This window comes from Achromobacter deleyi (assembly GCF_016127315.1).
Classification (GTDB): Bacteria; Pseudomonadota; Gammaproteobacteria; order Burkholderiales; family Burkholderiaceae_B; genus Achromobacter; species Achromobacter insuavis_A.
In genome coordinates this window covers 477,999-501,749 of record NZ_CP065997.1, presented here as the reverse complement: position 1 = coordinate 501,749, position 23,751 = coordinate 477,999, and the positions used below count along the sequence as shown (strand labels likewise).

Below are 23,751 nucleotides of genomic sequence, written 5' to 3'. Positions count from 1 at the left end.
TTCCGGTGTAGCTATACGGATGATTTTAGCCTCTGGATGGGGTGGGCTATAGTCGTTGCCTTATTCCCCCTTCCGCTTCCAGGGACGTATTGATGCTTGAATTTTTCCAAATGGTGCTCCACATCGACCAGACCCTCGGGCTCTGGGTCCAGCAGTACGGCGTGTGGGTCTATCTGGTGCTGTTCCTGATCGTTTTCGCGGAAACCGGGTTGGTGGTGCTGCCGTTCCTGCCGGGCGATTCGCTGCTGTTCATCGCCGGCGCGTTCGGCGCCACGGGCAGCCTGGATCCGGTGCTGCTGGGGGCGCTGCTGATCGTGGCCGCCATCACCGGCAACAGCGTGAACTACGCCATCGGCCGCTACATCGGGCCGCGCGTGTTCTCGATGAACCTGCGCTTCCTGGATCGGGGCGCGCTGATGCGCACGCATGCGTTCTACGAGAAGCACGGCGGCAAGACCATCGTCATGTCGCGCTTCATTCCGGTGGTGCGCACGTTCGCGCCGTTCGTGGCCGGCGTGGCCGACATGCCGCTGTCGCGCTTCCAGCTGTTCAACATCCTGGGCGCGCTGCTGTGGGTGGTGAGCCTGGTGGCGGCGGGTTACTTCTTCGGCAACATCCCGCTGGTGAAGGAACACCTGAACACCATCGTCCTGATCGGCCTGGCCGCGGCCGTGGTGCCGGTGGTCGGCGCGGCGCTGTTCAAGCTGCTGCGCGCGCGCCGGGGCGGCTAGGGGCGCCTGCGGGTGCCCCAGCCGCCGCCAGAGATGGAAGGAACAGGATCAGAAGATCGCGGTGACGCTTAGCTGGTAGGTCCTGCCAGGCGCGACACCCAGGGCGATATCACGCTGGTCCTGGTCTGATGCCATGGTCAATTTCCTATTGCTGGCGTACTCCCAATACTTGCGGTTGGTGAGGTTGTAGATGCCCATCGCCAACGTCAGGTGCTTCTTCACGTTGTAATAGGCCGCCAGGTCGAAAATGCTGTAGCCCGGGATGCGCTTGTAATCCTTTTCGTATTTCCCGGAATACTCTTCGAATGTGAGGCTGCCGTTGTTCGGGAAATTCTGCCGAACCGGATCGACGGCCTGCTTGCCCTTGACAAAGGTGGCGGTAAGGCTTGCGCCATAGCGGTTCTGGGGGTCATCCCAGGCCAACGAGGCAATGGCCTTGACGGGCAGCACGCTGTCCAGTTCCGCCCAGCCGTCACCCGAATACGATGATTTGGATTTGCCCTGGTTGTATCCCACGGCAAAAGTGCTGCTCAGTCCGTGGGCGGCGCCGAACAGGGCGCCATAATCGACCTTGGTGACCAGCTCGGCGCCATAAATGTAGGCCTTGTCGCGGTTCTCCGCGATGGTGAGGCTGGAAATCGAAGCGGGAAGCCTGGCAAGCAGGCCTTCGACGCCGGGTTTCGTTGCCCCTGTCGTGTAATCCCTCAAGGCATACTTGCGGTTATAGATGAAATTGTCATAGCTGTTGTAGAAGACGTTGCCGCGCACGGCAAGGCCCCGGGCAGCCTCGCCAACCACCCCTAGCTCAAACTGATTGCTGGTTTCGGGTTTCAAATCGGAATTGCCAATCATGGCCGGTGAGGCGCGTCCAATCCTGGGATGCAGCCAGATTCCGGCTATCTGACTGCTGGTGGGGTAGGACACCCCGCGTTTGTATTGCAGATAGGTGTTGAACCCCTGCTTGAATGCATACATGACGGTGAAGGACGGCAAGAGCTTCCCGTCCTTGAACGTCTTGCCGTGTATCTGGTTGATTTCCGCCAGCGTCAATCCGCCCAGCGCGTTGTCGTCGGACGGCGCGTCGAAGCCTTGCGGTTTGATTGTGTGCCACGAGTATTTCAGCCCCGGCATCACCGAGAACGCGCCGAGGGTGACTGTGTCGCTCAGCCACACGTTCGTATCGTAGGTTCTGTTGTTGCCCTGTGGCTGCAAGGTTGGGTATTTTTCGCCGACCTGTTCAAACGGCCGGGAAAACTCCGTTATCGAGAAGTTCACGCCGTAATTCAATGCCTGGACGCCATAATCCTTGGTGATTTCGCTTTGCAGGCCATAAGTCTTGGTGTTCATATTGGAGAATGTCGAGACATTCTCCAATGGCTTCTCCGTCTCCAGCCCGGTCGACCACGACCTGGATGAAGTGACCGTGTCCTGTACCGAATAGGTGTCGTCGCCAACGCGCGTTTGCTGATAGAAGACCTTGCTCTCCATCGTATCGATCAGTCCGTTGCCTTGTGGCGTGAATACATGCGCCAAGCTGATTGAATCGCGTTGCGTGGAATTCTTCTGGCTGTGCGCGCCGACTATGCTTTCATGGGGCGCGCGGCTGTTCAGCTTTTTATACATGGGCGCGCTTTCCCTGCTGGACTTGTGATAGAAATCCAGCGTGCCGATGAGCCGGTTGCTGCTGCCAACATCGACCACGCCATTGATCAGCGCCGCATCGGAATTCCAGCGCATCGGGTAGGTATCCAGGGTGCCGCTGTTGTTTTGCGTCTGCCTGCCATCACGTCGGCTGTAGGCGAACAATACCCTGGCGCCATCATTGCCGAACGCGGTGGTCACGCCGTTGTGCCAGCCATGGTCAGCCGTGTCGAACTCGCCGGTGTATTCCAGATAGCTGCTTTTATTGTCCTTGAGATAGCTGTCCGGTGATTTGCTGATGAATGACACGGCGCCGCCGACCACGTTCTTGACGGTGTTCTGGCGAGCCGAGCCGGAAGTGATGTCCACCTGGCCGTACAGATAGGGGTCGATGTAGTCGCGGCCGATGCCAAAGGTATCTTCGCCGGTGGAGACCGCGTAACTGCGCCCGGTGGCATCCGGCAAGGGAATGCCGTTTACGTCCAGCGCCACGCGGTTGCCATCCAGGCCACGGATGTTGTAGCTGCTGTAACCGCCACGGTCAAAACCGGATTTGCCGTTGCCGGAGCCACTGTTCACGCCTGACGCGCTGATCAGCGGTTGGTAGCGCATGATGGTGCCAAAGTTGTTTCCACCGATCCGCTTCATCTCATCAGCGGAAATGGACTGCGTGGTGACGTCTTCCGGCTTGATGGTGGTGACGGTGATGGGTGAAAAGATTTTCACGCCGCCATGCGCGTCATTCCTGACGTCGCCAGGCGCGGTTTCAGTCGACGCGCTCTGACCGTAGGCGGTCGTGGATAACAAAAGGGCTGTTGCCAGCGATATTTTCGTGCATTTCATGTTCCCGAACCCCTGCATGACAAATACAGGGTTGCGCGGGAACGCGGGGCGGGGTGGCGGCCATGACTCTTTCCAAAACGATGGCCGCTAATCTACCCGGGGCGCCCTTCGATATCTGCATGGATTCGTCTGAAAACCCGGGGGCAAATCGGGCGCTTGGCCTCATATAGGATTGTGTAACCCGAGACGCGGATAACCGCGCCGTATTCAAACCGCCGTCCGCGGGCGAGGCGATGGAAAATCGTCCGTGGATATCGATGACCGATCACCCCAAAAGAAAAGGGCCACGCGCGTGCATGGCCCTTCGTGTGTCCGGCGAGGTCTCAGCTGACGTCGCCCAGCCTTGCCAGCGGCGGGTTGGCCGTGAAGTAACGCTGGATGCCGGTCAGCATGGCCTGTGCCAGCTTTTCCTGGTGCGCCGTGGTCTTGAGCAGCGCCTCTTCCTGCGGGTTGCTGATGAAGGCGGTCTCCACCAGCACCGACGGAATGTCCGGCGCCTTCAGCACGGCGAAGCCGGCCTGTTCGACGCTGTTCTTGTGCAGCCGGTTGATCTTCTTGATCTCGTCCAGGAAGGCGTTGCCGACCTTGAGCGAGTCGTTGATCTGCGCGGTGGTGGACAGGTCCAGCAGCACCTTGGCCACCTGGCGGTCGTGGCTGCCCAGGTTGACGCCGCCGATCAGGTCGGCCGCGTTTTCCTTGTCGGCCATCCAGCGCGCCTGGGCGCTGGTGGCGCCGCGCTGCGACAGCGCGAACACCGACGAGCCGTTGGCCGAAGGCTTGATCCAGGCGTCGGCGTGGATCGACACAAACAGGTCGGCATGCACCCGGCGCGCCTTCTGCACGCGCACGTGCAGCGGCACGAAGAAGTCGTCGTCGCGCGTCAGGTAGGCGCGCATGTAGGGCTGGCTGTCGATCAGCGCCTTCAGGCGCCGCGCGATGCGCAGCACCACGTCTTTTTCACGCAGGCCGCTGCCGCCGATGGCGCCCGGATCCTCGCCGCCATGGCCGGGATCCAGCGCGATGGTCAGCATGCGCTGCTTGCCGCGGCCGGCGCTGGCGGGCGGCGACTTCGGCACCGGCAGCGGCGCGGCCGGCTGCTGGCCGCGCACGCGCGGCGGCTCGGGCGGGTCGGCGCGGGTGGCGGGATTGCGCTGGATGTCTTCGAGGATGCGCGCCAGCGGATCGTCGGCGTCGGGGCCGCCCTTGTTCAGGATGGCGACCAGCGGGTCCTGCGCGATCTTGGGATACAGGTCCAGCACCAGGCGGTACTGGTAGTCGGCCACCGGCTTGAGCGTGAACACCTGTGGCGCCACGGCCTGCTTCAGATCGAACACCAGCCGCACCACGTTGGGACGGTTCTGCGCCACGCGCAGGCTCTGGATGTAGGGATCGTCGGGGCGGACCTTGGAGACCAGGTCATTGAGCGCGGCGCTCAGGGTCAGTCCCTCGATATCCACCACCAGGCGGTGGGGATTTTCCAGGGTGAACTGTTCGGCCTTGAGCTCGCTGTCCAGTTCCAGCGTGACGCGGGTGTATTCATCGGCCGGCCAGGTACGCACGGCCAGGATGGTGGCGGCCTGCGCCAGCCGCGGTACCACCGGCAGGACGAGCAGGGTGGCGGCGACGCTGATCAGGCGACGTCGGGTGGCGCCTGCCGCGGGGAGGGCGCCGTGTCGGGCGGGGGGACAATCGCGTTCAACCATGTTTGTCCTCGAGCGGTGTGCGCGTTCAGCGTGACATCGCGTCCTTGGCCGGCATACGCCAGGGAAATCTGCAGGTCGGGAGGGGGCAACAGGCCCTCGGCCCGTTCCGGCCATTCAATCAAAACGACCGCATCCTCACGCAGCAAATCCCGGAATCCGGCGTCCAACCATTCGCGCGAATCACTAAATCTATAAAAATCAAGATGATAGAAGTATAAGTTAGAAACTTTATAGGATTCAAGCAGCGCGTAGCTTGGACTCTTGATTCGGCCTGTGATGCCGCATTCCCGCAACAATGCCCTGGAGAAGGCCGTTTTTCCTGCCCCCAGGTCCCCCTGAAGATGGATACATGCGCCCGCCAGCCCGGTTTCACGGCCGGAGACAAGGGGGGCGAGCTGGCGCGCCAGCGCTTCCGTGGCGGCTTCGTCGGGCAGGTGCAGGGTCAGGCTGCTGAGGGGGGCGGACATGGCGCGGGTCGGGAGGCGAGTGGTAAAAAGTCAGGATGGGAACACGGATTGAACGCAATTATAGGAATTCGGGTTTCTGCTAATCTTATTAGTGATTGCTATTCTCAAATAAGTCCGGCCTGGCGCCACGCCTCGGGCCGCGACGGACGCCGCCACGGAGCAGTAAGCGCCATGAAGACCCGCATCGAAAAAGACACCTTTGGCCCCATCGAAGTCCCCGAGGATCACCTCTGGGGCGCGCAGACGCAGCGGTCGCTGCATTTTTTCGCGATCTCCACCGAAAAGATGCCCGAGCCGCTGGTCATCGCGATGGCGCGCCTGAAGCGCGCGGCCGCCAAGGTCAACGCCGACCTGGGCGAGCTCGATCCCAAGATCGCCGACGGCATCATCCGCGCCGCCGATGAAGTCATCGCCGGCAAGTGGCCCAACGAATTCCCGCTGTCCGTGTGGCAGACCGGCTCGGGCACGCAGAGCAACATGAACATGAACGAGGTGCTGGCCAACCGCGCCTCGGAACTGCTGGGTGGCGTGCGCGGCGAAGAACGCAAGGTGCACCCCAACGACCACGTCAACCGCGGCCAGTCGTCCAACGATACCTTCCCCACCGCCATGCACGTGGCCGCCGCCGTCCAGGTCGAGCACCACCTGCTGCCGGTCCTGAAGACCCTGCGCGCCACCTTCGCCGCCAAGAGCGCCGAGTTCTACGACATCGTCAAGATCGGCCGCACCCACCTGCAGGACGCGACCCCGCTGACGCTGGGCCAGGAGCTGTCCGGCTACGTCGCCCAGCTCGACCTGGCCGAACAGCAGATCCGCGCGACGCTGCCTGGCCTGCACCAGCTCGCCATCGGCGGCACCGCCGTCGGCACCGGCCTGAACGCCCACCCGCAGTTTTCCGCCAAGGTCTCGGCCGAACTGGCCCACGCCACCGAAACCGCCTTCGTATCCGCGCCCAACAAGTTCCAGGCCCTGGCCTCGCACGAAGCCCTGCTGTTCGCCCACGGCGCCCTCAAGTCGCTCGCCGCCGGCCTCATGAAGATCGCCAACGACGTGCGCTGGCTGTCCAGCGGCCCGCGTTCCGGCCTGGGCGAGATCAGCATCCCCGAAAACGAACCCGGCAGCTCCATCATGCCGGGCAAGGTCAACCCGACCCAGTGCGAAGCCATCACCATGCTGGCCGCCCAGGTCCTGGGCAATGACGTCGCCATCAACATCGGCGGCGCCAGCGGCAACTTCGAACTGAACGTCTACAAGCCCCTGGTGATCCACAACTTCCTGCAGTCGGTGCGCCTCCTGACCGACGGCATGGCCAGCTTCGACCAGCACTGCGCCGCCGGCATCCAGCCCAACCGCGAACGCATCGCCGAACTGGTCGACCGCTCGCTGATGCTGGTCACCGCCCTGAACCCCCACATCGGCTACGACAAGGCCGCCCAGATCGCCAAGAAGGCGCACAAGGAAGGCCTGTCCCTGAAGGAGTCGGCCCTGGCCCTGGGCTACGTCACCGAAGCCCAGTTCGCCGAATGGGTCGTCCCCGGCAGTATGACCAACGCCACCAAGTAATCCCGCGGCAAAAAAGTTCTGGTGTCAAGTCTTTCGTGCAAAGCACGCAAGGATTGAAACCGTATATGGGACAGTAGGTTAGCTCTTTTTGGGGCCGCGTCGCAGGACTGCGGCTTGATTGGCTAGGAGCCACATAGGAGCGTCGGGAGAGAAAGCCGGATCGCACCTGATCGTGCTGGATTGCCGAGGGGCGGCGGGCTTGTTTCACCATCATAGTCCAGTGGATTGGTGGCATCCAGAATGAAGAACGCGCAGCTCCAAGGCTGCGCGTTCGATGAATGCCGCAGGGTGTGAGCGACGCCATCACGTCGGCTTCGATGGCGCGCTCCATGTTGCCGTGTCCTTCCTGAATCCACGATCTCCCGCCATGAATGCCTCCAGCATGTGCGGGATGAGTGTTGTCGCATCGACTGCTTCGCCGTAGGTCTGCGCGTGTAGCGCGGCATAGCGGTCGAGGTCGGCTTTCAGGCTGGCCGGGCACGCAAAGGTCAGCTTCGTGGACTCCAGTTTTGGCAGCGGCCCAAGCCGCAGCTTCTTGGTCGTGCTCATTGCATTGCCCCCCGCTGGAAGAACATCGGTTGGTACGGTCGCAACACCAGATCGCGGTTGACGATGATCCTCACCGGCAGGCCCGGCCGCTCGGTCAGCGTCGGCTGGATGTTCATGTTGCGCCGGGTCATCTCCTGACCGACCTGATTGATGCTGTCCTGCGCGCTGTCGCGCCCGGCGATCACGATGCGGTTGCCGCCCTGCCGGTTCTCCGGCGCGGCCAGCTCGGCGCCTACGCCCAGCAGCGTCGTCAGCGCCGCGCCAGCAAAGACCCGATCCCAATGCCAATCGACGCCATCTTCAAGGCCGGAATATCCGGCCGGGTCAGTGCCCGCAAGGTTGTCGAGCTTCAGCGAGGACGTGTCCGGCAGGATGACCCGGTTCCACACTACCTGCACGCGACTCTGCCCGTAGCTCACCTGGCTGTTGTATTTGCCCAGGATGCGCGAGCCCTGCGGGATCAACAGGAACTTGCCCGTCGCCGTGTCGTAGACCGGCTCCGTCACCGTGGCGATCACGTCGCCCGGCAAGTCGGACTTGATGCCTGTCACCAGCGCACCGGCGATCACCGTTCCGGCCATTACCTGATACGGCGATGCTGGCAGCGCCAAATTGCCGGAATTGCGGGTTTCCGTAGAACCGCCTTTCAGGAACGCCTCTTTCTGGTCTTGCCGGTTCTGCATGGTGGTCGGGTCGGCAGGCTGGGCCGCCGTCGAGGCCGGCCCGGCGGCGAGATGGTCGAAGGCCGCGAGCGTGCTTGCGCCGCCAGGCGCACCCGGCGCGGCCTGCGCCACGGTGGCGGCGCTCTGGCCTTGGCCATCCGAGCGGAAGAACACTGACGAAGCCGCCGCCGCATCCGCTTCTTTGCGTCGCGCATCCTCCGGGTCGTGCCCCGGCGGCGCATAGGTTGGCGTCACCGGCTGCTGCGACTTCACGATGGCCGGGCCAAGATCGCCCGGCAGCGGCGGCCCCAGCTCTGGCACCTTCGGCGGCAGCTTCGAGTAGTCGGTCGGCAGGCCATCCAGCCCTTCGGACTTCGAGACGCGATCGACGTTGTAAAGCTCGGTCTGCTCGCCCGCGCCGCGTCGATGCGGCTGCAATGACCAGATCGTAGCCCCGAGCACAGCGACCGACAGGCCGCCGGTAAGCATGGCCAGCGTGCGCCGGTTCAGCCGCGTGACCGGGCGCGGCTGGGCGCGCAGCGCAACCGCCTCGGGCGCCACCTTGCCCGCCTGTGGCGCGGCATGGTCTGGAGTGTCGTCCTGGCTCATGTCAGTTCCTCCGCGCCACGCCGTCCGTGCGCTCGATCCGCACCACGTCGCCCTTGTCGCCTCCCAGGCGCAGTTCGGCCGCGCCGAACAGGCGATCCACGATGTAGTACGGCGAGCGGAAGCGGTAGTTCACCAGTTGCCCATCGCCCTGCGCGCCGATGACGAACAGCGGCGGCAGCTCGCCTTGCGCGATGCCAGCGGGAAACTGGATATAGACCTTCTCGCCGTCATCGAAGGCGCGCAGCGGCTTCCACGGCGGATTGCTGCCGCTGACGGCGTAGCGAAAGCGGATCTTCTCCAGCGACAGCCCGGCATCGACTGGCGCAGCGGCACTCGCCGCCTGCGCCTGGCGCTGCAAGGCCAGCATCTTGTCCTTCGGGTACTCCCAGGACACCGATGCCATCCACGTCTTCTCGGTCGAGGTCAGTTCCAGCAGGTAAGTGCGCCGACTGGTCGTGATGACCAGATTGGTCTTCAGGCCCGAGCGGATCGGCTTCACCATCACATTGACCCGCAACGCATCGCCGCTGCCGCTCGATGTGTCTCCGACGATCCAGCGCACGGTATCGCCGGCGGCCACCGTCACCAGTTCCTCGCCCGGCTGGAGCGCGATCACGGTTACGCGGCCCACGGCCGCATAGACCTGATACAGCGCGCCATCCGTGAAAGGCCACACCTGAATCGCGTTGACGTAGCCCTCGCGCGTGGGCGCAACGCGGGCCTCCGTATTGGCCCGCGAGACGCGCACCTTCTCGTCGGTCGGTTCCGGCGCGGGCTTGGCGTCTTCTGCCTCGGGCATTGGCTTCAACTGCGCCGGCAGCGCCAGCGGCTCGGGCACTTTGACCACTTCCACCGGCGCGGGTGGTTCCGGCAGCGGCTGGGCCTGCACGGTTTCATCGAGCGAGATAACGGGCGGCGGCTTGCCCTGCGTGGCGCAGCCCGCCAGGACAAACAGAATTACCGGCAGGACGGATTTACGGAAAAGATCATTCATGGTTTTGCTCCTTCGTTCGCTTCCAGTTCACGGCTCCACGACAGCCCGTTGACGTAGATGCCCAAGGGGTTCTTGCGCACGCGCTGCTCGGTGCGCGGCGTCTGCTGCACTATGGAAACCACGGCGTTCCAGCGTTCGGTGCGATCCAGCGCGCCATTGACAAAGCGCGTCTCCGTCCAGCGCACGTTGAAAGACGTGTCGCTGGCGCGGGTCACGCTGGTGATCTGCACCGTCACCGACTCCTTGCCGATGCGCGCGAACGGATCGTTCACGCGGGCGTACTCGTTGAGCACCACAGCGCCCTTGTCGGTCGTGTAGTCGTAGGCATCGAGCCAGTTCTGGCGGACGACGATGGGGTCAATGGATAGCGAGCGCACCAGCCCGATAAAACGGCCCAGGTGATAAGCCACCTGCGCATCGCTGGGCCGGTACGGCGTGGCGGCTTCGCCAACGGCGCGCACCTGGCCTGCGTTGTCCACCTCGATCACATAGGGCGTGACGATGGACTGCGCCGAGCGCCAGACGAGGCCGCCGGCCATCAACACCGCCAGCGTCAGGCAGCCAAACGCCATCAGGCGCCAGTTCTTCGCCTGCACGCGGGCCGAGCCGATGCGCTCGTCCCAGACTTGCGCCGCGGATTGGTACGGGGTGGCAGGTTGCGGCGCATCGGCGTAGCGCACCTGCGGTCGTTTGAATCGCATGGAAGTTCTCCTTGAGGATCAGGAATCGGAATCGCGAAGGCTTGGCCCCTGGCTGGAGCTGCCGCCGTCGCCGCCGCGCAGCGTGTGGGCGGCGGTGGTTGCGGCATGGGTGATCTGTTGCCTGCGGTGCAGGCGCTTGGCCCAGGCGGGTTGTGCAGCGGATGGGGTCGGCTCGTTTGCCGCCTGCGCGGCACCGGCTCCCGAAGCCGATCCGGCGTCATCGGGCCGGAAAGCAGCGGCGACACGCTCTTTCATCGAGCGTGCGCCCTCGGCCACCTTCTGCCCGGCCGCCTGTGCGCCGGTCTTGGCGACATTGCCGACACCAGCGGCAGCGCCCTTGAGGCCACAGCCGGCGGATGCAGATCCCGCCTGAAACGCCGACCGTGCGCTGCTGGCGGCTCCGGTGGCGGCACGCGCTCCGCTGCCGGCCAGCTTGGCGGCTGCGGGTGCCATGCGCGCCCCGGCGGCGACCGCGCCGCCGACGCCCGTGGCCGCAGCGCCCACGGCAACAGCAGCACCGGCTGCACCCAGCGCGGCACCGGCCATCGCGCCCGCGCCGAGTTGCGGGCCGCCGGACACCAGCCCGGTCGCAATGCCCGGCCCGAAGATGCCCAAGGCCAACAGCGTCAGCGAGGCCAGCATCACGACCACGGAGTGGTCGATGGATGGCTCGGCCGGCTGCACCTGAAACTCGGCGAACAAGCCCGAGCCGATGCCCACGATGACGGCCAGCACCAGCACCTTGATGCCCGACGACACCACGTTGCCCAGTACCTTCTCGGCCAGGAACGCCGTCTTGTTCCACAGCGCGAACGGCACCAGCACGAAGCCCGCGAGCGTCGTCAATTTAAACTCGATCAGCGTGATGAAAAGCTGGATCGCCAGCACGAAGAAGCACAGCAGGACGATCAGCCAAGCGAGGAACATCACGACGATGGGCGTGATGTTCACGAAGACTTCGGGGAAGCCCGCCATGTCGCCGATCTGTTTCAGGATCGGCGCACCGGCGTCGATGCCGACCTTCGCCAGCCGGCCCGGTTGCAGGAAGTTCTCCATGCTCAGGGTCGAGCCGCTGGCCGTCAGGCCCAGCCCGGCGAAGGAGCGGAACACGATGCCAGCCAACCAGTTGAAGTTGCCGATGATGTAGGCGAAGGCGCCGACGTACAGCACCTTGCGGATCAGCTTGGCGATCACGTCCTCGCCCTGGCCGGTGGCATGGCTCATCGCCCAGAACAGCCCGGCGAGCGTCATGTCGATGACGATCAGCGTGGCGGTCAGAAACGCCACTTCGCCGTGCAACAGGCCAAAGCCCGAGTCGATGTAGCGCGAGAAGGTGTCGAGGAAGCGGTCGATGACCGTCACGTCGTTCATGGCGAGTCCTCCTGCCCAGGCAGAGCGATTGCCGCGCTGCCATCGGCGGGTTCATCGAAGCTGGGCGGGATCGGCGGCAGGTCGGCCAGCGTCTGGTACTCATTCGGCCCGGCCTGGCCGGAGAGAAAGCGCCGCAGGTCGGCCTGGGCCACCTGCGCGCAAAGCGCGCCGTCGTGCTCGCCCGCGCGGCACTGCGCGCGCAGCGCGTGCAGCCGGGCCGGTTCGCTGGTGAGCGCATTCACCGGCACCTGCTGCGGCCGGTCACAGCCGGCCAGCACAAGCGCATGGACGGCGAAAGCGAACACGATGGGCGTGCGTTGCATGGCAGCCTCCATCAGCGGTTGTAGAAATTGACGGGCTGCGGCGTGTACGGCGTGCCTTCGCCCAGGAAGCGGCGCGTCACCTCGCGCCCGCGCTCCGTGGCCGCCGCTTGCCGCGCTAGCTCCAGCGAGGCCGCGCGGTCTTGCGTGATCTGAAGCCGCTGCGTCTGGATCGACTGCTTGGCCTGCAAGGCCAGCAACTGGTTCATGGCCTGCATCGCTTGCAACGCACCCTCGGCCGACTGGCTCTTGCCCACGAGGTCGGCCAGCACGCTTTCGTCGTCGCTCAGGTTCTGCGACGCCTGTGCCTGCATCTGCATGGTGGTTTGCAGGCCGTTGAGCGTGTTCTTCCAACGCTCCTGCGCATCGAGGTATATCTGATTGCCGCTCACAGTGGCGGCGTACTTCTCGGGATACAGGCGCGCGAACTCCCGGTCGATGCTCGTCACGTCATAGGCCAGGCCCTTGGCCTGCGCGATCAGCCGCTGGGTGGTCGCCAGATTGGCGCGCAATTGGCCGACCACGCTGGACGGCAGGCTGGCCAGATTGCGCGCCTGGTTGATGAGCATCTGCGCTTCGTTCTGGAGCTGGCGGATCTGGTTGTTGATCTGCTCCAGCGTGCGAACCGCCGTGAGCGTGTTCTGCACAAGATTGGTCGGGTCGAGCACGATGTCGCCGACGCCGAACAAGGCGTGCGCGGGTTGCGCGATGCCGAAGGCGAGCACACAAGCAGCGGTCAGCGCGGCGAGTTTGGAGGCATGGGTTTTCATGGCAGGTTCTCCTGGGGGTGGTCAGCGGTACGGAGGGAATCCGGCGTGAGGCCGGGGAACGAGGGCAGCAGGTCTGCCGCCCAATCGAGGCCGCGATGGCGCAGCCAGGCGCCCGCGAAGCCGGGCACGCCGGCGTCCTGCGGCACGCGGCCAAGAACTTCATCAATGGCGCGCTGGTCTTGTGGCGTGGAAGCGCCCGCGAAGGCCAGCGTCGCCGGCCCCAGGTCGAGGTCGAACACGCGGTTGCCGAGGCGGGATTGGTAGTAGTAGTCGCGCTTGGGTTGCGCAGTGGCGACGATCTCGATCTGCCGGCTGTTGAGGCCGAAGCCCTCGTAGATCGTGCGAATCTGCGGTTCGGTCGCTTGCGGGTTCGGCAAGAAAATCCGGCTCGCGCAGCTTTCGATGATGGCCGGCGCGATGGCCGAATCCTTCACGTCCGCGAGCGACTGCGTGGCGAAGATGACACTGACGTTCTTCTTGCGCAGCGTCTTGAGCCACTGGCGGATGCGCGCCGCAAACACCGGGTCATCGAGGAACAGCCAGGCTTCATCGAGGATCAGCAGCGTGGGCGCACCATCCAGCCGCTCCTCGAAGCGCGCGAACAGGTAGCGCAGCACCGCGAGCACAGCAGCCTTGCTGTGCATCAGCTCCTCCATCTCGAACGCCTGCACGTCGGATGTGCCGAGGCGGTCGTGGTCGGCATCCAGCAGCCTGCCGTGCGCGCCGCCCAGGACGTAGGGCGCGAGTGCCTGGCGCAAGGTGTTCGATTGCAGCAAGGCCGTCAGGCCCGTGAGCGTGCGCTGCTCCACCGGCGCGCTGGCCAGGCTCCCCAGCGCAGACCAGATGGCCGCCTTCTCGTCCGGGCCGACGGCCGCGCCTTCGTGCAGCAGGCGGCCTTCCACCCATTCGCTGGCCCAGGTGCGGTAGCCCTCTCGGTCGATGCGCGCCAGCGGCTGGAAGGCGATCTCGTCGTCCGCGCCCAGGTCGTAGTGCTCGCCGCCCATGCCCAGGATGGCCGCGCGGATCGAGCGCCCCATGTCGAAGGCGAAGATGCGCGAGCCGCGATAGCGGCGGAACTGCATCGCCATCGTCGCCAGCAGCACCGACTTGCCCATGCCGATGGGGCCAACCACCAGCGTGTTGCCCACGTCGCCGATGTGCGTCACCAGCCGGAACGGCGTGGCGCCGTCTGTGCGCGTGACGATCAGCGGCGGCCCATCGAGATGCGCATTGCGTTCCTGGCCGGCCCATACCGCCGACACCGGCATCATGTGCGCCAGGTTCAGCGTCGAGACGATGGGCTGGCGGACATTGGCGTATGCGTTGCCCGGAATGGACGACAGCCACGCATCCACGGCGTTGAGCGTTTCGGGGATGGTGACGAAGCCGCGCCCCTGGATGACGCGCTCCACCATGCGCAGCTTCTCGTCGGCAACGGCGGCGTCCGCGTCCATGACGGTGACGGTCGCCGTCAGGTAGCCGAAGGCGACCTGATCGCTGCCCAGCTCCTGCAAGGCAGCATCGGCGTCGGCGGCCTTGTTGTTGGCGTCGGTATCGACCAGCGGGCTTTCCTGCTGGAAGATCGTCTCGCGCAGCAACGCGATGACGTTCTTCCTTTTCGCAAACCACTGGCGGCGCAGTCGGGCGAGTTCTTTTTCCGCCTCGGCTTTGTCGAGGCACAGAAAGCGCGTACTCCAGCGATACGCGAAGCCCAGGCGGTTGAGGTCGTCCAGAATCCCCGGCCAGGTCGAGGTCGGGAAACCGCGCACCGACACCACGCGCAGGTGCTGGTCGCCCAGCATCGGCGCCAGGCCACCGACCAGCGCGGAATCGGTCAGCAGCGCGTCGATGTGGAACGGCACTTCGGGAACGCCGACGCGGTAGCGGCGCGTCGAGACGGTCGAATGCAGGTAGGTCAACGTCTGGCTGTCATCAAGCCAGGCGATCTCCGGCATCACGCCATCGAGCAGGTCGAAGATGCGATCCGTTTCAGCGACGAAGGCGTGCAGCCGCTCGCGCCAATCCACGCCTTCGGTGGGCCGGTTTTCGTACAGCAGGCCCGCGGCCCGAGCACGGGATTCCTCGGACGGCAGGTAGGCCAGCGTCAGGTGATAGCCGCTCTCGAAGTGGTTGCCCGAATCCTCGAAGGCGGCGCGGCGTTCTTCATCGACCAGCCAGGACAGCGGTTCGGGGAAATCGGAGTGCGGGTAGTCGGCGGCAGACCGGCGCTCGGCTTCGATGAACAGCGCCCAGCCCGAACCCAGGCGGCGCAGCGCGTTGTTCAAGCGCGCCGATGTGGCGATCAGCTCGCCTTGCGTCGCGCTGTCGAGGTCGGGGCCACGAAAGCGCGCCGTGCGCTGGAAACTGCCGTCCTTGTTCAAGACGACGCCCGGTGCCACCAGTCCGGCCCAGGGCAGCCAGTCGGCGAGCAAGGCCGGTCGCTGGCGGTATTCGGCGAGGTTCAGCATCGCGGCGTCCTCCCCTACACGTCCAGCAGCGGGCGGTGCTTGATGTGCCGCGCGAACACGGCCATGAACTGCGGATCGACGCGCGCGCCCCGCATCGCCAGCGAATGGCCGACGATCCAGAGCACGACACCGGGAATCCACAGTTGCAGGCCCAGCCCGACAGCGGCGGCCAAGGTGCCGTTGGCGATCGCCACGGTGCGCGGTGCGCCGCCCAGCAGGATCGGCTCGGTGAGCGAGCGATGCAGCGGCACCTCGAACCCGGCCGCGAAGGTGTCCGGGGCACTCATACGACGGCCCCGCCCGAGAAGCTGAAGAACGACAGGAAGAACGAGGACGCGGCGAAGGCGATGCTCAAGCCGAACACGATCTGGATCAGCTTGCGAAAGCCGCCCGACGTGTCACCGAACGCGAGCGCGAGGCCCGTGGCGATGATGATGATGACCGCGACGATGCGCGCCACCGGCCCCTGGATGGATTCGAGGATGGATTGCAGCGGGCCTTCCCAGGGCATCGAGGAGCCGGCGGCCTGCGCAGTGCCCGCAAGCAGCAGCATGAAGGCAGCGAGCATCAAGCCTTGCATGGCCGGGCGAGCCAGGCCATCCAGCCGTGCGGGCCGAGGAAGCGGATTTGCGGAAATACGGAAAGCATCAACGTGCGTCATGGCAGTTCTCCAGAGTGGTCAGGGGACAGGGAGGAAAAGTCGGACTGCGGCAGCAGCTCCGGGAATGGAGCCTCCAGCGCATCCGCCAGGTGGTAGCCCACGCCATCGAAGCCGACGACGCGGGCGATGCTCTCGATGCGGCGCTTGCGCCCGCGCCCGGCGATGTGGATGACCACGTTGACCGCTTCCGCGATCAGCGCACGGGGCGGGTTCACCGCCACTTCGAGAATCAGTTGCTCTAGGCGCAGCAGCGCGCCCAGCGCGGAACCAGCGTGGATCGTGGCGATGCCGCCCGGATGGCCCGTGCCCCACACCTTGATGAGATCCAGCGCCTCGGCGCCGCGCACCTCGCCGACGACCACGCGATCCGGCCGCAAGCGCATGGACGAGCGCACCAGTTCGGTCATGGACACCACGCCCGCCCGCGTGCGCAGCGGAACGTGGTCGCGGGCCGCGCATTGCAGTTCCACCGTGTCTTCGAGCACCAGCACGCGGTCGCCCGTCGCGGCGATTTCGGCCAGCAGCGCATTGGCAAGCGTGGTCTTGCCGCTGCTGGTAGCCCCGGCGATCAACACGTTCTGTCGCTCGCGCACGGCGCGAACGAGAAAGCCCGCCTGCGCGCTGGTCATCATTCGGTCGATGACGTACCGCTCCAGCGGAATCACGCCGATGGCGCGCTTGCGCAGCGCGAAGGCCGGCCCCGGCGCGGCCGGTGGCAAGATGCCCTCGAAGCGTTCACCGGTTTCGGGCAGCTCGGCGGACAGCAGCGGCTGGCCGCGATGGACTTCTGCGCCAATGTGGGCGGCGACAAGGCGGATGATTCGCTCGCCGTCCGCTTCGGACAGCTCCACGCCCATCGGTGCGCGACCCGAGGAAAGCCGGTCGATCCACAAGGTGCGATCCGGGTTGAGCATGATTTCCACCACGTCCGGGTCTTCGAGCGCGGCGGCGATTAGCGGCCCCATCGCCGTGCGCAGCATCTGAATGCGGCGGTCGAGCGAGGTGGCGAAGGACGAAGGCGCGGCGCTCATGAGGCGCGCTCCTGCGCTTCGGCAACTGCCGCCGCGTCATCCATCCGCATCGGGTCGGGGTGCAGTTCCTCCACCACATCGCGCACCAGGCTGCGCCCACGCAGTAGGTGACGGCCCAACTGCTCCACGAACTGCTCGAACCGCGCCTTGCCCTGGGCGCGCGCCGCGTCTTGGTGTGCCTCGGGAACTGGCGTGCTGACCGTGAGGTAGTAGCGGATGAACAGCGCCAGCGTTTCGATGGCGATGTTCTGGTCGCGCTCCATGCGCTCGGCGTGGCGCGAAAGGCGATCCAGCCGCTTGGCGATGGCGGCCTCGCGCTGGTCTGCCGCGTCCGGCGATAGCCAGGACGCCAAGGCAGCGGCGACGATGGACGACTTGGACACGCCTTTCTTGGCGGCCAGCTCGTCCAGACGCTTGGCGTGCTCCGGCTGGATGAACAGGTTGAGGCGGTAGTGGCTCATAGCTCGATTCCGTCGTTGGGGTCGAGGGAGGCCAGCCGGGCCGTGCGCTGCATGGCAGGATCAAGCTGGCGAGGAAGGGGAAGCGGCAGGTCGTCGTCGTCATCGAGCAGCGCGAGGTCGGCTGCGGATGCCGCCCGCTCGGGGTCGTAGGCGACGGTTTCGGAGAGTTCGGGCTGACGGCGCGGGCCGCCGTCGTCGGTACTGCCCAGCTCATCAGCGGGAGCTGGAGCCGGTGCGGCGGGCATGGCGGGAATCGCCAGCCCGCTCCAGTCGTCGGGCCGCGATGGCGGCGCATCTGTGTACTGACTGCCTGCAAGCACAGGCGGCGGCAGCACGCGCTGCTTGAAATTGCTGTCTGCGTAGTAGCGCAGCTTCTTGGCCTTGATGGGCGCCACGCTGGACACCATCACCACGGCTTCGTCGGGCGGAAGCTGCATCACTTCGCCCGGCGTCAGCAGCGGGCGCGCGGTTTCCTGGCGCGACACCATCAGGTGCCCCAGCCACGGCGCGAGCCGGTGGCCCGCGTAGTTGCGCTGTGCGCGTAGCTCGGTAGCCGTGCCCAGCGTCTCGGAAATCCGTTTGGCCGTGCGTTCGTCGTTCGTCGCAAACGTCACGCGGACATGGCAGTTATCGAGGATGGAATGGTTCTGCCCATACGCCTTGTCGATCTGGTTCAGGCTTTGGGCGATGAGGAAGCTGCGGATGCCATAGCCGGCCATGAAGGCCAACGCCGTCTCGAAGAAGTCGAGGCGCCCCAGCGCCGGGAACTCGTCGAGCATCAGCAGGAGCTTGTGGCGGCGCTCGATGCCGTCGGAGCCATCGAGCGATTCCGTGAGGCGCCGCCCGATCTGGTTGAGGATCAGGCGAATGAGCGGCTTCGTCCGCGAAATATCCGAAGGCGGCACCACGAGGTACAGCGACACCGGATGCTCGGCCGCTATCAGGTCGGCGATGCGCCAATCGCAGCGCGAGGTGACTTCGGCCACCGTCGGGTCGCGGTACAGGCCGAGGAACGACATGGCGGTGCTCAACACGCCGGAACGCTCGTTGTCCGACTTGTTGAGCACTTCGCGCGCCGCCGAGGCCACGACCGAATGCGGGCCATCGCCGAGATGCGGCGTGGTCATCATCCGGTGCAAGGTCAGCTCGAACGGGCTGGCCGGGTCGGACAGAAAGTTGGCGACACCGCGCAGCGTCTTGTCCTCGCCCGCGTACAACACATGCAAGATCGCGCCGACTAGCAGCGCGTGCGAAGTCTTCTCCCAATGGTTGCGGCGCTCCAGCGCGCCTTCGGGATCGACCAGAATGTCGGCGATGTTCTGCACGTCGCGCACTTCATGTGCGCCGCGCCGAACTTCCAGCAGCGGGTTGTAGGCCGCCGACTTCGCATCGGTCGGGTTGAACAGCAAGCAATGCGAGAAGTGCGAGCGCCAGCCGGCTGTGATCTGCCAGTTCTCGCCCTTGATGTCGTGGATGACGGCTGACGCGGGCCACGAAAGCAGCGTCGGCACCACTAGGCCGACACCTTTGCCCGAGCGGGTGGGTGCGAAAGTCAGGACGTGTTCCGGCCCTTCGTGCCGCAGGTACTGACGATCATGCTGGCCGAGGAACACGCCGGCCGGCTGTGTGAGGCCGGCTTTGCGAATGTCATCCGCGTTCGCCCAACGGGCCGAGCCGTAGGTTGTGACCAGGCGCGATTGCCGCGAGCGCCAGATCGACATGCCAATCGCCACCAGCACGGCGACAAGACCGCTGCCGCCCGCGATGGCGCCGCCGGTGTCGAACACACGCGGCGCGTAGGCGTCGAAGAAGAACCACCACTCGAACAGCCGCCACGGGTGATAGACCGGCGTGCCGAGGAAGTCGAACCAGGGCGAGCCAAGGCGTAGCTGGTAGCCAAGGGCTGCTGCTGTCCATTGTGTGGCGCCCCACACTCCGGCGATCACGATGCCGAATACCACGGCGATCTGACCGAACAGCACGTTCGTCCCTTGCATAACCTCGCCTCCGATCACGACACACAGAGGTGCCGCAGCACTGAGGATCAAGGCGTTCGCGCAGGTCGGTCAAAGGCCGATGTGGCGGCAATTTAGGCCCAAAAAGTCAGATTTCCTTTAGTGGCGAAAGCAATAAAAACGCCGCAAGCGCGAGCGCATTGCGGCGTAGTGAGGTAACAGCGAGAACTTCGTCGCAGCGAAGCGACCGAGAGATAACCTACTTGGATTTTTGCTCTGGCCGATCACCGAAAAATCGCCGTTTGGCGGCTTCGGCAGCACGCAGACATAGTTCGTCGCCAACCTTCGCGCGGTCTTCCTTGCATTGACGTTGAATCTCTTTGATGCGTTCGGGATTGGCTACGAGCGCATCCACGGTTTCCGAAGGTTGAGAAGGACCGCATGCAGGCAGTGCAGTGACCAATATCAGCAATATCACTTTGTTCATAGCCTTATTCCTACTATCGGTCGCGTGGAAGGTCTTCGGGGATGCCGAGTTCATCAGCCGAATCAATAAAATCTACTCGTTCGATAAATCGAGCCAGCATTTCGGACGGCTCCGTATCGCGGCGCAGCAGATAGGTCATGAGCATAGTCGGCTTGCCCGCCAAGCGCCGGGCCACGACTCCCGGCTCGCGGCTGGAAGCAATGTGCGCCTCGCCCGCCAAGCCCAATGCTAAGCCGGCGGAGACTAAAGTCATCATCACGTCGAAGGTCGCCACGCGCTGCGCGATCAGCGGCTCTTGTCCGCATGTGCGTAGGAACCGATCGACCTGGCGCGCGTGGCCTTCGCACACTGCTGGGTCGCCCAGCGCCAGCGGATGGCGCAACACCTCCTTCAGCGGGATCTGTTTGAAGGCAAGCACCGGATGGCGGGCTGGTACCGCCACCATCAATTCGTCTTCCCATGCAGGAGTGACGATGATGCCATCACCTGCATCCCCTGCCATCGAGAAGCCCGCGTCATACAGGTCGCTATGAAGCCCCTTGATCTGCTGATCCAAAGGCACCTCGAACAATCGGATTTCCACCTCGGGGTCCTCTTCGCGGCTGCGCGCCAGCAATGCCGGCAGGCGCGAAGGCGTGACGCCATCGGACAAGGCAATACGCAACTGGCCGCAAAAGCCGTTGGCGGCGGACTTGACACTATCGCGGGCCTGCTCCAGCACTGTAAAGACTCGCTGAACGTGCTCCAGAAACAGCCGTCCAGCGCGGGTCAGTTGTGTGCTGCGAGTGGTGCGGACAAACAGGCGTGCGCCGAGTTCTTCCTCCAACTCCTTGATGGTGCGAGATAACGGAGATTGGTCGATGTGCAACCGCTCGGCAGCGCGGGCAAAGTGAAGCTCCTCTGCTACAGCGAGGAAACACCGTAGATGACGAAGCTCCACAAATCAATCTCCTATTAAGTGTTATTTGAACCTACACATTGAATCTTCTGTCCGGGGTAGTCACCGAAGGCCATGCGCCTATCCGAATCGGACAGGCGCTGGGACTTCTTTCTGACGCCATTGGGAGGCATCAGCAGATCGCGCGAATTACCCGCCGTGCTCCTGTTCAAGCAGCGAGCTGAGGCGAGCAACTTCATTGCTGGTAATGGCAATGTTCCGCCCGTCCTTCGTCGCCACTGAGGCGCCGATGGATTGATACACGGCGCGTCCGAAGCGACTTTCCTGTGCCATCTTTCCATCCTTGAAGACGTACAGCGTTCCCCCGTCAGCCAGCGGAACCATCTCCTTGGCTGCCTGGGCTGCTGCATGACCGGCGAAGGCAGGCACGGAGAGGGCGCTCAACAGGGCGGCAATGACAATTTGCGATTTCATGATCGACTCCTTTGTGAAAACGACGACAACTTGCGCCGCGCCGTTAAATGTAGAAGCGCGCGATCTACAGATCGCTTACCCGTGCATTACATTGGAGCGGCCCCACGTATCTGAGGACACAAGGACTCTCTTAAAATAAGGGATAGTCTTGTGCCTATCAGTAAGCCTAGTCATTACGTGGAAAGCATCGAAATTCTGACCGAGCCGGAGCGTCGTCGTCGGCGCACGGCGCAAGAAAAAATCGCCATCGTGCAGGAAACATTGGAGCCGGGAGCGTCGGTGTCGGCCGTTGCACGTCGGCACGGCGTCAACGCCAACCAGGTGTTCGGCTGGCGCAAGCAATACCAGGAAGGCAGTCTGGCGGCGGTGAAGGCAGGTGAAACCGTTGTGCCGGCATCTGAGCTGGCCGCCGCCATCAAGGAAATCAAGGAGCTGCAACGGCTACTCGGGAAGAAGACGCTGGAGGTCGAAATCCTGAAAGAAGCCGTGGAATGGGGTCGTTCAAAAAACCTGATTGCGCGCTCGCCCTTGCTGCCGGGGGACGACCGATGAAGACGGTCTGCGAAGTTCTCGGCGTGGCGCGCTCTGCCGTGGCGGTGAAGCGAGCTCGCTCGTCCGACTGGCGCGATGGTCGCCGTGCCCGCGTGACCAACGATGCCGGGCTGGTCGAGGAGATTCAGGCCCATGTGGCGCACCTTCCTACCTACGGCTACCGGCGTGTCTGGGCGCTGCTGCGCCGCAGTCGGGAGCAGAGCGGTGCGCCGTGCATCAACGTCAAGCGCGTGTATCGGGTCATGCGGGAGCATCAGTTGCTGCTGCGCCGCCCCGGCGTGCGGCAAGACAAGCGGCGGCATGACGGTCGCGTTGCCGTGGACCGCAGCAACACCCGCTGGTGCTCCGATGGCTTCGAGTTCCGGTGCGACGATGGTACGCCGCTGCGCGTGACGTTTGCGTTGGACTGCTGCGACCGCGAGGCGATTAGCTGGGCAGCGACGACCGGCGGGCATAGCGGTGATGTGGTGCGCGACGTGATGCTGGCCGCCGTCGAACAGCGCTTCGGCACCACGCAGGCCGCGCAGTCCATCGAATGGCTGACGGACAACGGCTCGGCCTACATCGACCACCGCACGCGCAGCTTTGCTCGCGAACTGGGTCTTGAGCCGCTGACCACACCGGTCCGTTCGCCGCAGAGCAATGGCATGGCGGAATCGTTCGTGAAGACCATGAAGCACAATTACGTCGCCTATATGGACAAGTCCGACGCACCAACGGCGCTCTCGCGTCTGGCTATCGCGTTCGAACACTACAATGAGCGCCACCCACACAAAGCCCTGAAATACCGCTCGCCTCGCGAGTTCAGGCGTAATGCGGTGTCATCAACCTAACGGTGTCCGCGTGTCCTGAGTTACAGGGGCAACTCCATACATTCAATTCATGTGCTGTCATTTGGTGCCAGTCAAGGATTAGGTGCCGTTGGGAGAAAGGATGCCAAGCCACGCAACGCTCGCCAAAACCAGAACGGCTAATGTCGCCTCCGTGAACAGACTCTGCCGTAGCTTGACGACCGCGTGTGCGTGGTTGCCTGTTCTCAATGCCGCTTCCAGACTTGGGCTCAGTCGAAACCGATTGGCTGCCGCCAGCGCGAGCATTCCTCCGAACAACAGGAGTTTTCCTACGAGCAGGCGGCCATAGAGCGTTGAGAAGAGCGGATCAAGCGATGGCCCAGCGATCAACAGGTAATTCAGGGCTCCGGTCACGACGAGTGCCGCCACGATCATAGTACCTATCCGAGCGAAACCATTGGATGTTCGGCTCAGGATCTCTACTGAGCCTTGCCCGGTATTTGGTTTGTTCGCCGCAAGCACCAAGAACGCGATCAATGCGCCTACCCAGGCACCGGCCGCCCAGAGGTGCGTGATGTCCGAAGCGAGATGAATGTATCCGCGCACGCCGTCATCCATGGCGCCATGTCCCGCCCATGCAAGGGTCGCCAACGCCACACCACTGGAAGCGGCCATCGCTGCAAAACGCAGTGTTGAATTCATGCGCAACACGGCGATGAGCACACACGTCACTAACGCCAGGATGCGAATGCACCAGGCGATGCCCATGTGCGTGCCCGTAATGAGCATGTCGAAAACGTGCGTTGACAGCTCCGCGTAGCTTTGGGCGCCGGACATGGCCTTGGCCATGACCGTCATGCCCCACATCGACAGGACAATGCCGATGGCGGCGGATGCGCCAATGAGTACGCGATAGCGGCGCGAGATCGTCGAGGATCGCTCGTCGTTGCCCAAAGCATAGAGTCCGAACATGGCGACGCCAAACGCCGCCGCCAGGTCCAGATAAAGCGCCAGGCGCAGGACGATGGTCAACCAATCCCCGGCCATGG

The 23,751-nt window shown here is 64.3% G+C and carries 23 protein-coding genes; 3 read left to right on the top strand and 20 right to left on the bottom strand.

Annotated features, from left to right (window positions below; translation table 11 throughout):
- The first annotated feature begins 92 nt into the window (after positions 1–92).
- Positions 93–731, top strand: a complete 639-nt coding sequence (locus I6I07_RS02170) for a VTT domain-containing protein (protein WP_198485526.1) — start codon at positions 93–95, stop codon at positions 729–731.
- A 48-nt stretch (positions 732–779) separates the two neighbouring features.
- Here the strand turns inward: I6I07_RS02170 and I6I07_RS02165 are convergent, their stop codons facing one another.
- The 3 genes from I6I07_RS02165 to tsaE form a co-directional block, all read right to left on the bottom strand.
- Complete coding sequence (locus I6I07_RS02165) at positions 780–3,215, bottom strand: TonB-dependent receptor domain-containing protein (protein WP_232625869.1); 2,436 nt, start codon at positions 3,213–3,215, stop codon at positions 780–782.
- A 323-nt stretch (positions 3,216–3,538) separates the two neighbouring features.
- Positions 3,539–4,918, bottom strand: coding sequence for an N-acetylmuramoyl-L-alanine amidase (locus tag I6I07_RS02160; RefSeq protein ID WP_198485525.1), 1,380 nt, complete (start codon positions 4,916–4,918; stop codon positions 3,539–3,541).
- The gene (gene tsaE / locus I6I07_RS02155; RefSeq protein WP_081105075.1) at positions 4,846–5,385 is read right to left on the bottom strand and encodes a tRNA (adenosine(37)-N6)-threonylcarbamoyltransferase complex ATPase subunit type 1 TsaE; all 540 of its coding nucleotides are present in this window, start codon (positions 5,383–5,385) and stop codon (positions 4,846–4,848) included. Before tsaE ends, I6I07_RS02160 begins: the two co-directional genes overlap by 73 nt.
- A 171-nt stretch (positions 5,386–5,556) precedes the next feature.
- Between tsaE and fumC the strand changes: the two genes are divergently transcribed.
- Positions 5,557–6,948, top strand: a complete 1,392-nt coding sequence (gene fumC / locus I6I07_RS02150) for a class II fumarate hydratase (RefSeq protein ID WP_198485524.1) — start codon at positions 5,557–5,559, stop codon at positions 6,946–6,948.
- 303 nt (positions 6,949–7,251) lie between these two features.
- On the opposite strand, the gene I6I07_RS02145 is transcribed toward fumC, so the two are convergent.
- The 16 genes from I6I07_RS02145 to I6I07_RS02070 form a co-directional block, all read right to left on the bottom strand.
- Positions 7,252–7,497, bottom strand: coding sequence for a DUF2274 domain-containing protein (locus I6I07_RS02145; RefSeq protein ID WP_049097614.1), 246 nt, complete (start codon positions 7,495–7,497; stop codon positions 7,252–7,254).
- Positions 7,494–8,768 (bottom strand): TrbI/VirB10 family protein, encoded by a 1,275-nt coding sequence (locus tag I6I07_RS02140; RefSeq protein WP_077021916.1) that lies wholly within the window; start codon positions 8,766–8,768, stop codon positions 7,494–7,496. The genes I6I07_RS02145 and I6I07_RS02140 overlap by 4 nt, the downstream gene beginning before the upstream one ends.
- A gap of 1 nt (position 8,769) precedes the next feature.
- Positions 8,770–9,762, bottom strand: coding sequence for a P-type conjugative transfer protein TrbG (gene trbG, locus I6I07_RS02135; protein WP_049098409.1), 993 nt, complete (start codon positions 9,760–9,762; stop codon positions 8,770–8,772).
- A complete protein-coding gene (gene trbF, locus I6I07_RS02130) occupies positions 9,759–10,463 on the bottom strand; it encodes a conjugal transfer protein TrbF (RefSeq protein WP_049395573.1) in 705 nt (234 codons plus the stop codon). Before trbF ends, trbG begins: the two co-directional genes overlap by 4 nt.
- An 18-nt stretch (positions 10,464–10,481) precedes the next feature.
- Positions 10,482–11,834 (bottom strand): P-type conjugative transfer protein TrbL, encoded by a 1,353-nt coding sequence (gene trbL, locus I6I07_RS02125; protein ID WP_049395575.1) that lies wholly within the window; start codon positions 11,832–11,834, stop codon positions 10,482–10,484.
- On the bottom strand, positions 11,831–12,157 hold the full coding sequence (locus I6I07_RS02120) for a hypothetical protein (protein ID WP_012204560.1): 327 nt from the start codon (positions 12,155–12,157) through the stop codon (positions 11,831–11,833). The genes trbL and I6I07_RS02120 overlap by 4 nt, the downstream gene beginning before the upstream one ends.
- 11 nt (positions 12,158–12,168) lie before the next feature.
- Positions 12,169–12,924, bottom strand: a complete 756-nt coding sequence (trbJ, locus tag I6I07_RS02115) for a P-type conjugative transfer protein TrbJ (protein ID WP_012204561.1) — start codon at positions 12,922–12,924, stop codon at positions 12,169–12,171.
- Positions 12,921–15,392: a conjugal transfer protein TrbE gene (gene trbE, locus I6I07_RS02110; protein WP_012204562.1), complete on the bottom strand. Its 2,472-nt coding sequence runs from the start codon at positions 15,390–15,392 to the stop codon at positions 12,921–12,923. The genes trbJ and trbE overlap by 4 nt, the downstream gene beginning before the upstream one ends.
- A gap of 14 nt (positions 15,393–15,406) precedes the next feature.
- Positions 15,407–15,679 (bottom strand): VirB3 family type IV secretion system protein, encoded by a 273-nt coding sequence (locus tag I6I07_RS02105; protein ID WP_003056130.1) that lies wholly within the window; start codon positions 15,677–15,679, stop codon positions 15,407–15,409.
- Entirely contained in the window at positions 15,676–16,053 is a 378-nt protein-coding gene (locus I6I07_RS02100; RefSeq protein WP_012204563.1) for a TrbC/VirB2 family protein, read from the bottom strand. The genes I6I07_RS02105 and I6I07_RS02100 overlap by 4 nt, the downstream gene beginning before the upstream one ends.
- Positions 16,050–17,084, bottom strand: a complete 1,035-nt coding sequence (trbB, locus tag I6I07_RS02095; protein ID WP_198485523.1) for a P-type conjugative transfer ATPase TrbB — start codon at positions 17,082–17,084, stop codon at positions 16,050–16,052. The genes I6I07_RS02100 and trbB overlap by 4 nt, the downstream gene beginning before the upstream one ends.
- A complete protein-coding gene (locus I6I07_RS02090; protein WP_180189917.1) occupies positions 17,081–17,545 on the bottom strand; it encodes a ribbon-helix-helix protein, CopG family in 465 nt (154 codons plus the stop codon). Before I6I07_RS02090 ends, trbB begins: the two co-directional genes overlap by 4 nt.
- Positions 17,542–19,542, bottom strand: a complete 2,001-nt coding sequence (locus I6I07_RS02085) for a conjugal transfer protein TraG (RefSeq protein ID WP_180189916.1) — start codon at positions 19,540–19,542, stop codon at positions 17,542–17,544. The genes I6I07_RS02090 and I6I07_RS02085 overlap by 4 nt, the downstream gene beginning before the upstream one ends.
- Before the next feature lie 217 nt (positions 19,543–19,759).
- Positions 19,760–19,987: an EexN family lipoprotein gene (locus tag I6I07_RS02080; protein ID WP_016451559.1), complete on the bottom strand. Its 228-nt coding sequence runs from the start codon at positions 19,985–19,987 to the stop codon at positions 19,760–19,762.
- Between the two features lie 13 nt (positions 19,988–20,000).
- The gene (locus tag I6I07_RS02075; RefSeq protein ID WP_049098552.1) at positions 20,001–20,927 is read right to left on the bottom strand and encodes a LysR family transcriptional regulator; all 927 of its coding nucleotides are present in this window, start codon (positions 20,925–20,927) and stop codon (positions 20,001–20,003) included.
- A 147-nt stretch (positions 20,928–21,074) separates the two neighbouring features.
- Complete coding sequence (locus I6I07_RS02070) at positions 21,075–21,359, bottom strand: CopK family periplasmic copper-binding protein (RefSeq protein WP_016451563.1); 285 nt, start codon at positions 21,357–21,359, stop codon at positions 21,075–21,077.
- Between the two features lie 186 nt (positions 21,360–21,545).
- On the opposite strand from I6I07_RS02070, the gene I6I07_RS02065 reads away from it, so the two are divergent.
- Positions 21,546–22,744, top strand: a protein-coding gene (locus tag I6I07_RS02065; protein WP_171986237.1) for an IS3 family transposase whose coding sequence is annotated in 2 segments (ribosomal slippage) — positions 21,546–21,861 and positions 21,861–22,744 — 1,200 coding nt in all. Because the reading frame shifts where the segments join, the coding sequence is not laid out codon by codon here.
- 78 nt (positions 22,745–22,822) lie between these two features.
- Here I6I07_RS02065 and copD read toward each other — a convergent pair.
- Complete coding sequence (gene copD / locus I6I07_RS02060; RefSeq protein WP_180188946.1) at positions 22,823–23,749, bottom strand: copper homeostasis membrane protein CopD; 927 nt, start codon at positions 23,747–23,749, stop codon at positions 22,823–22,825.
- Positions 23,750–23,751: the final 2 nt, after the last annotated feature.

Excerpts from the sequence above, each read along its gene's own strand:
- trbF (WP_049395573.1), bottom strand. The coding sequence starts at position 10,463 with ATGCGATTCAAACGACCGCAGGTGCGCTACGCCGATGCGCCGCAACCT.
- I6I07_RS02120 (WP_012204560.1), bottom strand. The coding sequence starts at position 12,157 with ATGCAACGCACGCCCATCGTGTTCGCTTTCGCCGTCCATGCGCTTGTG.
- I6I07_RS02140 (WP_077021916.1), bottom strand. The coding sequence starts at position 8,768 with ATGAGCCAGGACGACACTCCAGACCATGCCGCGCCACAGGCGGGCAAG.
- fumC (WP_198485524.1), top strand. The coding sequence starts at position 5,557 with ATGAAGACCCGCATCGAAAAAGACACCTTTGGCCCCATCGAAGTCCCC.
- I6I07_RS02085 (WP_180189916.1), bottom strand. The coding sequence starts at position 19,542 with ATGCAAGGGACGAACGTGCTGTTCGGTCAGATCGCCGTGGTATTCGGC.
- I6I07_RS02170 (WP_198485526.1), top strand. The coding sequence starts at position 93 with ATGCTTGAATTTTTCCAAATGGTGCTCCACATCGACCAGACCCTCGGG.
- copD (WP_180188946.1), bottom strand. The coding sequence starts at position 23,749 with ATGGCCGGGGATTGGTTGACCATCGTCCTGCGCCTGGCGCTTTATCTG.
- I6I07_RS02090 (WP_180189917.1), bottom strand. The coding sequence starts at position 17,545 with ATGAGCCACTACCGCCTCAACCTGTTCATCCAGCCGGAGCACGCCAAG.
- I6I07_RS02080 (WP_016451559.1), bottom strand. The coding sequence starts at position 19,987 with ATGAACAAAGTGATATTGCTGATATTGGTCACTGCACTGCCTGCATGC.
- I6I07_RS02100 (WP_012204563.1), bottom strand. The coding sequence starts at position 16,053 with ATGACGCACGTTGATGCTTTCCGTATTTCCGCAAATCCGCTTCCTCGG.
- I6I07_RS02145 (WP_049097614.1), bottom strand. The coding sequence starts at position 7,497 with ATGAGCACGACCAAGAAGCTGCGGCTTGGGCCGCTGCCAAAACTGGAG.
- trbL (WP_049395575.1), bottom strand. The coding sequence starts at position 11,834 with ATGAACGACGTGACGGTCATCGACCGCTTCCTCGACACCTTCTCGCGC.
- I6I07_RS02070 (WP_016451563.1), bottom strand. The coding sequence starts at position 21,359 with ATGAAATCGCAAATTGTCATTGCCGCCCTGTTGAGCGCCCTCTCCGTG.
- trbE (WP_012204562.1), bottom strand. The coding sequence starts at position 15,392 with ATGCTGAACCTCGCCGAATACCGCCAGCGACCGGCCTTGCTCGCCGAC.
- tsaE (WP_081105075.1), bottom strand. The coding sequence starts at position 5,385 with ATGTCCGCCCCCCTCAGCAGCCTGACCCTGCACCTGCCCGACGAAGCC.
- trbJ (WP_012204561.1), bottom strand. The coding sequence starts at position 12,924 with ATGAAAACCCATGCCTCCAAACTCGCCGCGCTGACCGCTGCTTGTGTG.
- I6I07_RS02165 (WP_232625869.1), bottom strand. The coding sequence starts at position 3,215 with ATGAAATGCACGAAAATATCGCTGGCAACAGCCCTTTTGTTATCCACG.
- I6I07_RS02105 (WP_003056130.1), bottom strand. The coding sequence starts at position 15,679 with ATGAGTGCCCCGGACACCTTCGCGGCCGGGTTCGAGGTGCCGCTGCAT.
- trbG (WP_049098409.1), bottom strand. The coding sequence starts at position 9,762 with ATGAATGATCTTTTCCGTAAATCCGTCCTGCCGGTAATTCTGTTTGTC.
- I6I07_RS02160 (WP_198485525.1), bottom strand. The coding sequence starts at position 4,918 with ATGGTTGAACGCGATTGTCCCCCCGCCCGACACGGCGCCCTCCCCGCG.
- trbB (WP_198485523.1), bottom strand. The coding sequence starts at position 17,084 with ATGAGCGCCGCGCCTTCGTCCTTCGCCACCTCGCTCGACCGCCGCATT.